This is a genomic window from Dehalococcoides sp., assembly GCF_041654235.1.
In the GTDB taxonomy this organism is placed as follows: Bacteria; Chloroflexota; Dehalococcoidia; order Dehalococcoidales; family Dehalococcoidaceae; genus Dehalococcoides; species Dehalococcoides mccartyi_B.
In genome coordinates this window covers 1-8,834 of record NZ_JBAZDW010000051.1, presented here as the reverse complement: position 1 = coordinate 8,834, position 8,834 = coordinate 1, and the positions used below count along the sequence as shown (strand labels likewise).

Here is an 8,834-nt window from a genome sequence, read left to right as displayed (position 1 = left end):
CGATAACCCGCAATTCGCTTGCATTATCGGTGCTCCCACTATATATATTGGTAAGGGGTGTCAGAATGTCAGCCCCTAATTCAGGCTGATTTGTTCTCGCTTTCGCCATTTGCAGAGGTAGGTTCTTTCGCCGTGAGTGAGAGTTTGCCCATCGTCTATTTTGTGGGCTATTTGGACTAGCCTGTTCGGGAAGCTGAGTAGGAAAGTGCGGGCGTCTAGCCAAGCTCCAACATCAATCGCCTTGTCATCGGCTATCGTGTCCCCAAGCTCGGTTACGTTGCCGTTCTCATCCGTTATCGGCTTTGACAGGTATTCAATCTTGATAGCCTTTGGACACTGGCGGTATAAGTCCGCCGACCGGCATTTTGCCCTTTGCTTCTGGCTACAGCTTCCGCAGTCAAGACCATTAGTGAGCTTGTATTGCTTCCGCCAGTAGAGAGCGACCACACAGCTTGCGATACGGCACATCATCGCCTCGCTGAATGACTGTTCGCCATTCCTGGCTCTAGCCCTTGCCAGTTCCAGTATGATACTATGTCTGATGTCCCCCCTATCCTGTGCAGGCACTTTGTGTTCAAACCTTTGGGCGGTGCGAAACCATTGTGCCCATTCGCCGTCTAATCGGTCATAGGATAGGGGGTTTTCGTCTTGTGGAGAGCATAAAGTAGTTGTTACCACGCTTGAACCCCCTTTCAAGGGCAAGCGTTCAGGTCAGGGTCTTTGTCCTCTGTATTCTGTTGTTAATGTGCTTCGTGTGTTGTGTCTGTTTAGCTTCATTTTCCAACAAAAATACATAAGGTAAAATTTCAAGAACTAGCTGTTTTATCGTCCCTCTCCCCCGGGCACCGGTAGCGTTTTGAACAAGCAAACGACCGTTTTTCGGTGCTAGCGGCGTCATCGGGCCAGCAGACCTGCCGTTGCCAGGATCTCCTGCCGCGCAGTATCAGCCGAAAGCGGGACCCGAGATGGTTGCAAAAGCCCCGCGCCAGGTGTATTATTAAAGAAATATGGCGTTGTCTTTAATAACGACTGGCGTTATTAAAGAGGGGTTTAATAATGGACGAAGAGCTATTCAAGAAAAGTCCGGCTGGTAAGCTGGTTAAGTCCACCGGTGGATACTGGGCGTTTGTGCCCAATACTTTGCCGCCGAAGCTGGAATGGGACACGGCGCTGGTGTCCAGAATATCCCGCGCTGACCTGGCGGTCGGGACCCTTTCGGGCTTGGGCGAAACATTGCCTAATCCACACCTTCTCATCTACCCATTCATCAGAAGAGAGGCAGTGCTGTCTTCACGCATCGAAGGCACACAGTCTTCGCTCTCCGACCTTCTCCTGTTTGAAGCTACCCAAGTCGAAAAGCAAAGGGACGTAAAGGAAGTCCAGAATTATGTCCGCGCAATGGAGTACGGGCTAAAGCGCTTGAACGATCTCCCGCTGGGCCTCAGGTTCATTCGTGAATTGCACGGCATCCTGATGGAGGGGGTGAGAGGCGAGCGTGCCACTCCGGGCGAGTTTCGCCAAGAGCAAAACTGGATCGGTTCAGCCGGGGCGATGCTGGATAACGCCACGTTCGTGCCGCCGCCGGTTCCGGAAATGCAGGAGTGCCTGAATGAGATGGAGAAGTTCCTCCACGCTGATACGGATCTGCCGCCTCTTGTCCAGGCGGCCATGGTCCACTACCAGTTTGAGACCATTCATCCGTTCCTCGACGGCAACGGCCGTATCGGACGTTTGCTGGTGACGCTCCTCCTCTGCCAGAAGAATGTACTTGGCAAGCCTTTGCTATATCTGAGCGCATTTTTTGAACAGCGCCGCCAGGAGTATTACGACCTTCTCCTGAAGGTGAGCCAAAGGGGAGCCTGGAGAGAGTGGATTGAGTTCTTTCTCTTGGCTGTGACCGAACAGTCTAATGACGCGGTAACGAGGTCCCGCCGGCTATTAGACCTATTGCGTCAGTATTCGCAGATAGCCCGGGAAAAGCGGCTGTCGCCGACGGCAGGGCAACTGGTTGAACTCATTTTCATGAAGCCAGTGCTGAACGCGAAAACCGCCCAGGAATTCCTGAGGGTCAGCTACCCGTCCGCTCAATATGCTTTAAGTTCGTTGGAGGAAGCTGGCATTCTGACAGAAATCACCGGCCGCAAGCGCGCGAAGGCGTACGCGGCGAAAGAGGTTCTGAAGGCGTTGGATGGGGAGACAACACTTGGCTAGATTCATGGGACCAAAGTAGAGGAATCAATGCGTGCGTGTATCCATCGTGGCAGCAAGCAAATAGGCGGAAGTTGTGTCGAGGTCGAGAGCGACGGACAGCGACTGCTCATTGACCTTGGTCTTCCGTTAGATGCTGAGGAAGACGGGTCTCAATATCTGCCTCAGATTCATGGCCTGAACCAAAAGGATCCATCACTACTTGCGATCCTGATTTCTCACCCGCACCTAGATCACTTTGGACTACTCTCCTATGTGAGGCAGGGAATTCCAACCGGGATGGGCCCCGCCGCTCGCAGGATAATGGCAGCGGCAGCTCCGTTTCTACCCGGCAATTGGACAATACCAACGGCCGGCTGGGATTTTGTTTCAGAGACGCCAATTGGCATCGGACCATTCCAAGTAACACCGTTCCTTACAGACCATTCAGCTTACGACGCCTATTCTCTGTTGATCGAGTCAGAAGGCAAGCGCTTATTCTACAGCGGCGATTTTCGTGCACACGGTAGAAAGTCGCCGCTTTACGAAAGATTCATTAGTCGCCCGCCTTCTCCCGTGGACGCACTTCTTGTTGAAGGGTCATCTCTTGGCCGGTTGGATGAGGACAAGCATTTCCCCTCGGAAACAGACATTGAGACGGAGCTGTTACGCATATGCGTTGAAACCGAAGGCATAGTATTGGTACATACTTCTGCGCAGAACATTGATCGAGTCGTATCCATTTTCCGAGCTTGCAAGAGATCCGGGCGGAGGCTTGTGATTGACCTCTACGCGGCATCTATTCTTGAGGCTACCGGTAATCCCAGAATACCGCAGTCCGATTGGCCAGAAGTGACGCTGTATATACCCCAAGCGCAGCGTGTTCAGATTAAGAATAATGCCTGGTTCGATCTGCTAAAGAGGCACTCCGCTCGCCGTATATTCATAGAAGACCTCAAAGAAGTATCAGGAAAATCCGTGCTACTCTTCCGCCCTATACATCGCGCCGACTTAACTAGGGCAGATTGCCTCACTGGAGCAGCATACGTTTATTCACAGTGGGAAGGTTACTGGGAGAGAGAATCCTTTGAAAGTTTGCGCAATTGGTTGTCGAAACATAAGGTTCCCGACCGGCATATCCACACTTCCGGTCACGCCAGCATAGCCGATTTGAAAAGATTTGTTTCAGCGCTGTCGCCCGGCAAGGTGGTCCCGATTCACACATTCATGCCTGAACGATACCCGACTCTGTTCGCCAACGTGGAATTGCACAATGATGGAGAATGGTGGGAAGTATAAATGCAAGATAGCAGAAGATTACCAGCTTCTTTCATGAGTGATCTAAAGAATGAAACTGGCTTACTTCACCCCCTTCTGGAATGGGTTAAGCAGGACAATACTCTCATGCTCTTTATTCGGAATGGCTATGTCAACATTTACTATCGCGGTGGGAATCTTCTCAGATTGACGCACAAGACGAACGGAGGATACAACTCATTTTTCGATCCACGATATAACAAATCACAAATACCCTTACCTAAGCTGCCAACAACTTTGCGTAATCTAAAGGATGTCGCAGCGTGGTTAGCAGGGTTTCCCACACTCAAGCAGATCATGGATATCTCCTTCTCGATACATAACAAACCTGAACGGGAATTTCAGCAACTGATAGCACGGGAAAACAATTGCTCACCAATTTCTGGAGAAACGGAATACTTCATAACTGACATCGAATTTTCTGACTCCAGTATTGGGGCTCGTTTTGATTTACTGGCTATACGTTGGCTGGCAGCCGAACGTAAAAACGGGCGAAACTGCAAAGCGGCTTTAATCGAAATGAAATATGGCGACAATGCTCTGAGTGGTGCCGCTGGGTTATTCAAACATATCCAAGATATTAATGTATTTCTTTCGGATGTAAACCGTTACAAGTCCTTACTGCAGACCATGGAGACGCAATTCGAGCAACTCGACGATCTTGGGTTACTGCAATTTGAACATCCAACCAATGGCTTCAAAGTAACGGTAGGTAGCGAGTGTAAACCCGAGGTAATATTTGTCCTGGCTAATCATAACCCGCGTAGTTCAAAACTAAGAGCGATACTTGATGATTCGCGGATTAAAGAATACGAACAGTCGATGCATTTTGATTTGAAATTCTTCGTTGCAAACTTTGCAGGTTACGGATTCCACTCTGCATGTATGTTGCCTTTGTCCGGCATCCGTCAACTTTTCTTAAGGTAAGAACTAATTGGTCAAAGGCTTATTCAAAGGAGAAATGAATGAACGGACCTTCACCTTTAGAAGTACATCCAATGAAAGGTTTTCCACAAGTCTGCTTTATTAAAAATACCGTTGCTAATCCGCAGATTATTATTGGGGACTATACCTATTATGATGATCCCGTTGACTCGGAGAACTTCGAACGTAACGTTTTGTATCTATATCCGTTTATGGGTGACAAGTTGATTATTGGTAAATTTTGCGCGATTGCGCGAGACGTTAAGTTCATTATGAATGGAGCCAATCATAAGCTTTCAGCCATCTCGACATACCCTTTTAGTATTTTTGGCAACGGATGGGAACGGGTGACTCCACAGATAAGCGACCTTCCTTATAAAGGCGATACCATCATTGGCAATGATGTTTGGATAGGATACGAATCGCTGATCATGCCGGGAATAAAGATAGGAGATGGAGCCATCATCGCAGCGCGATCTGTGGTTGGAGCAGATGTTGCCCCGTATACGATAGTTGGCGGCAACCCATCGAAGCCAATAAAGCAGCGCTTTGCTCCCGAAACTGTAAAAGCGTTATTACAAATCAGATGGTGGGATTGGGATATAGAAAAAATTTCACGCAACTTAGAGGGTATTACATCTGCAAATCTGGACGCACTCAGGGAAGCGGTTTGAGTTACAATCAGGGAGAATTTTGGATTTGGCGAACACGGCAAGACGTTGGTTTGATGGAGGATATAGCTAATCCGGCTTTTTGATGTGGCTGGCGCCAATTTCTGGATACAGCGTAAACAGGGGATTTGACCAGGGCTCTTCGCCGGCTTCTATCCCTTCTTTGGTAAGGCGGTAGTACACCCGCTCCGGAGCTGAAGGATAGTTGTCCTGGATGGCAGACGGCTCGGTCCGGTCGGTGACTTCCACCCATCCCAGCCGCTTCAGTACCCCAAAGTACATCAGGAAAGAGTGGTAACGCATGTGGGTAAACTTCCGGGACACTCTTTTAAGCTCACGCTGGTAGATTTTCTCCGCTTCATCTTCGGTGACGTCAGCGCCTTTGACTACCATGTTGCTGATGATTCTTTCCGCCCGTTCCCGAGCAGTAGCTCGGGCCAGAGCTTCCTTGTACTCAAAGTTGATGTCAGCCTGGGGAGCACCTCGCTTCGGGTCTATGCTCTTAGAGCCTTCCGGACCATTACCGAGAAGATACTCACGAATAAACCAGCCACATCCAAACGGCCGGAGGAAGCCACCCCTGCTTGGCGCTAGTCGCATTGTCATGGGTTATGCTACTCCTGCCATCTTGTTGGCAGTTTGTTCAATGGCATCGATAATCTTACCGGCGACCTTTCGTATGGCAGCAAGGTTCGCTTCCAGGACTTTCTTATCCTTAGCCCACAAAGCGACATACGGGAATGAGCGAGTGCCGGTATCGAAGCCGAAATGAGCACCGATGGTAAAAGCTACGCTTTCAGCAATAGTCTCGGCATCAGCACGAGGTATTCTGAAAACCCCCTCGGAATAATAATGAGCCACCTCATGAAGCAGCGTCTTGAGCTGCTGAGCGCGTGATTCTTCCGGCCTGACCCAGATGATCTTTCCGGAATAGAAACCCTTGATATCCGGGTCCTGGTCAGGTCGCGATTCAAAGCTAACCTCGACTCCCTGCGCCTCAACCAGGTATTTCACTTTGCTGAATAGCTCTTCATTCGCCTCGCCGGTGAGAGACGGTACTTCAAACTCAGGGAGCGGCTTGCCTTCGGTCTGGCTGACATCGAAAACATGAACGACCTTGAAAAAGACCGGGCGGATTTCGTTTTCCTCCTCCGGTTTTTCACCCTCACTCCTTGTTTCAACATCCACCGACGGTGCGAGCTTCTTTTGCTTCGGCGGCATGCATGGCGCCAGGATAGCAATGCCTTTTTCGCCCTTCTTGACCCACCGGTACAAGTCTTTCCAGGTGCTGAAACCGGCGACCCGGGTAGCATCCGGCTTCTGCAGCATTATCAGTATCAGGTTGCCGATGCTGTAGTTGTGGAACTTGGACATAGTGAGCAGGAACTCACGGAATTTATCGCTTTGCTGGATACCGTCAACACCTTCCTTGAGTCTTTTCAGAACTTCGTCAATCTTGCGTTCTTTCGTCTCCGACTCAACGGCAAAGCTGTAATCCGGTACCGGGGATCCCATCCAGCTCAACAGGTTATAGTCCCGCGGCGATATTTTCTCACAGACATCGCACTGTTCCCGCGAACCCTGGCAGAAAGTACACTTACTCTTTTTCGGCTCGGACAGGAGATATTTTCGGTCGGGTTCTCCGAACATTGACTTGGTGAAGTCCCCGACGATACCTACTAGGAAAAAACCCATCAAAGTGAAGCTCATGAAGGAAACCATAGGGGTGACCCAGTCGGAGGCTTCTACGGGGCTTTCAGAGACCAGCAATAGGAATGAGGCCTGGCTGCCGCTGTTAATACCATCAAGCTCGCCGGCATTTACTTCAAGAAAGTACCGGGCTAGCGATGTCGAGGTGACCAGGAATCCCGGCTGGACGTTATGATAAACCTCTGTTATTTCCATCGCATCCGAGAAGAAAGCGATATCCAGAGGGAAAAGCATCGGCTCGGTAGTCACATTGATGATTTGACCGAAGCCCATATCAAAGAGCATTCCGGTTTCGGGATCCATTCCAGAAATGCCGCCCAGACCCTGGACCTGATCCCAATAGTTGCTGGCCAGGGCAACCAGCCACTCTTTTTCTCCAATCGTTACTTTAACCTGTCCTGACATTATTGCCTCCCCGGTATTCGCTTCACGCCGTTGACTTTCTTCTCCAAGCTCATCTGCCGGGACTCGAAATCGGTAGTGCCGATATCCGAACCGCCGAACATGGCCAGGTCGAAGTTCTTGTGCCAGCGGGCGGAAGCCTTGAAATCAGTTTTCTCTTCGAACTTGTTCCCTCGTGATTGCCTGGGCTTCATCCCGGGCGGGGCAATCGAAGACATTCCCTTAAGGAAAGACTCGCTGGTGGAGTCTTCCCTGTAGTTTATGGGAGCATTGATGCCGAACTCTTCATGATTGGCGTACTTGCCCATCTTGCTTGCCTCCTTGCCACAGCCTGTCGTACCACTCCTTCTGCTCTTCCCCGGAAACCTTGCGATACTTCATGGTTGTGACGATGCTTTGATGCCCCAGGTGCTCTTGCAGCAGCCTCAAGCCGTCCCCCGAATCGTCCAGCTTTACCGCATGGACCGCGAAGGCGTCCCGCAGCTTGTGAGGGCTGACGCTGTGGACTTTGCCGCTTTCCGGGTTAATCAGCCCGGGAAGAGACGCTTTATCAGCACAATCCTTGACTATCTGCCAGGCCCTGTGTCTGGTCAGGTCGAATAGCAGTTGGCCGCCTTTCCTGGAGTCGGCGCCGCCACGCTTGATGTATTCCTTGAGCATACCCAGAGTGACGTCATCGAGTGGTAGAACCCGAAACTTGCGGTGCTCTTTTTCTTCGGCAACAGCCTTTTCAACCTCTTTGCCACAGGCCGGACAGAATCGGTGCGACCGGCCAAGCCTTGCGGCACAGTGGGGACATGACAACTTAATCCGCTGTTTCAGGTGCTGGATGGTGACCAGTCCCTGCTTGAAATCGATGTCGCTGACCTTGATTCCCAGCGCTTCCGAGACACGGCAGCCGAGGTGAAACAGCAGACGGATGAGCAGCCGGTCCCGGAGGTATTCCGCGGCTTGCTCCAGCCTCTCAATTTCTTCCGGTTCAAGATAGGCTTTCACTCCTCTTCCGTTCCCTCACCCATTTGCTGGGTCATCGGCATGATCATCCCCATCATCATCAACATCATGATCATCGGCATCATCGAGCTAAACATATCCCCGCCGCTAGAATTGCCGGAAACAATCAGGACATTATCCTGCTCGGCGATGGCGTTGGTATCCTCGATCCACACCCTCAGCCCGTAGGTGCCGTTATCAATACCGCCCAGGGATTTGGCAATCAGGACAAAATCTACGGTTGCCGTTCCCTGCGTTGGATTCGATGAGGCCGCCAGCGGCACATCAGTTTGGCCCACGCACGTGTCCACCAGGTGCTTGCCGAAGAGGTTGGTATAGTAAGGACCAGCCAGTAGCTTCACTGTAGTGTTTACACCAATGGCGTACTTGAAGGAGACCGTCACCCGGACCTTGTCTCCGACGCTGAACTCTTTCGTCTCGAGCGCCATTGGCGCCAGGGCTATATCAAGCACGGTTTTCTCCTTCTAAACCTTGGCGAAATCAGCAATAGTGAACTCAGTGATGGTCGGGTCTTTGCCCACAATTAGCAGGGCTTGCTCATACCCGAACAAGGTCTGGGGAACACCCGGTGAGCCGCCGTATATCTTGCAGTAGATGTCGTCCCAATCG

General features: G+C 50.9%; 10 protein-coding genes. 4 read left to right on the top strand and 6 right to left on the bottom strand.

What is annotated here, in order from left to right:
- Positions 1-75 precede the first annotated feature (75 nt).
- Complete coding sequence (locus WC259_RS06465) at positions 76-678, bottom strand: hypothetical protein (RefSeq protein ID WP_372643719.1); 603 nt, start codon at positions 676-678, stop codon at positions 76-78.
- A 378-nt stretch (positions 679-1,056) separates the two neighbouring features.
- On the opposite strand from WC259_RS06465, the gene WC259_RS06460 reads away from it, so the two are divergent.
- Genes WC259_RS06460 through WC259_RS06445 form a run of 4 tightly spaced genes read left to right on the top strand, consistent with a single transcriptional unit; the run spans position 1,057 to position 5,102 of the window.
- Positions 1,057-2,211, top strand: a complete 1,155-nt coding sequence (locus WC259_RS06460) for a Fic family protein (RefSeq protein ID WP_372643716.1) — start codon at positions 1,057-1,059, stop codon at positions 2,209-2,211.
- 27 nt (positions 2,212-2,238) lie between these two features.
- Positions 2,239-3,486 (top strand): MBL fold metallo-hydrolase, encoded by a 1,248-nt coding sequence (locus WC259_RS06455; protein WP_372643713.1) that lies wholly within the window; start codon positions 2,239-2,241, stop codon positions 3,484-3,486.
- Positions 3,487-4,431, top strand: coding sequence for a hypothetical protein (locus tag WC259_RS06450; RefSeq protein ID WP_372643710.1), 945 nt, complete (start codon positions 3,487-3,489; stop codon positions 4,429-4,431).
- A gap of 38 nt (positions 4,432-4,469) precedes the next feature.
- Positions 4,470-5,102, top strand: coding sequence for a Vat family streptogramin A O-acetyltransferase (locus WC259_RS06445; RefSeq protein ID WP_372643707.1), 633 nt, complete (start codon positions 4,470-4,472; stop codon positions 5,100-5,102).
- A gap of 66 nt (positions 5,103-5,168) precedes the next feature.
- Here WC259_RS06445 and WC259_RS06440 read toward each other — a convergent pair whose 3' ends face one another.
- Genes WC259_RS06440 through WC259_RS06420 form a run of 5 tightly spaced genes read right to left on the bottom strand, consistent with a single transcriptional unit; the run spans position 5,169 to position 8,677 of the window.
- Positions 5,169-5,705 carry a hypothetical protein gene (locus WC259_RS06440; protein ID WP_372643704.1) on the bottom strand — a complete coding sequence of 179 codons (537 nt, stop codon included), beginning with the start codon at positions 5,703-5,705 and terminating at the stop codon, positions 5,169-5,171.
- A gap of 3 nt (positions 5,706-5,708) precedes the next feature.
- Positions 5,709-7,214 carry an ArdC-like ssDNA-binding domain-containing protein gene (locus WC259_RS06435; protein WP_372643702.1) on the bottom strand — a complete coding sequence of 502 codons (1,506 nt, stop codon included), beginning with the start codon at positions 7,212-7,214 and terminating at the stop codon, positions 5,709-5,711.
- Positions 7,214-7,519: a hypothetical protein gene (locus WC259_RS06430; protein ID WP_372643699.1), complete on the bottom strand. Its 306-nt coding sequence runs from the start codon at positions 7,517-7,519 to the stop codon at positions 7,214-7,216. Before WC259_RS06430 ends, WC259_RS06435 begins: the two co-directional genes overlap by 1 nt.
- On the bottom strand, positions 7,497-8,207 hold the full coding sequence (locus WC259_RS06425) for a tyrosine-type recombinase/integrase (RefSeq protein WP_372643696.1): 711 nt from the start codon (positions 8,205-8,207) through the stop codon (positions 7,497-7,499). Before WC259_RS06425 ends, WC259_RS06430 begins: the two co-directional genes overlap by 23 nt.
- The gene (locus WC259_RS06420; protein ID WP_372643693.1) at positions 8,204-8,677 is read right to left on the bottom strand and encodes a hypothetical protein; all 474 of its coding nucleotides are present in this window, start codon (positions 8,675-8,677) and stop codon (positions 8,204-8,206) included. Before WC259_RS06420 ends, WC259_RS06425 begins: the two co-directional genes overlap by 4 nt.
- Positions 8,678-8,834 lie beyond the last annotated feature (157 nt).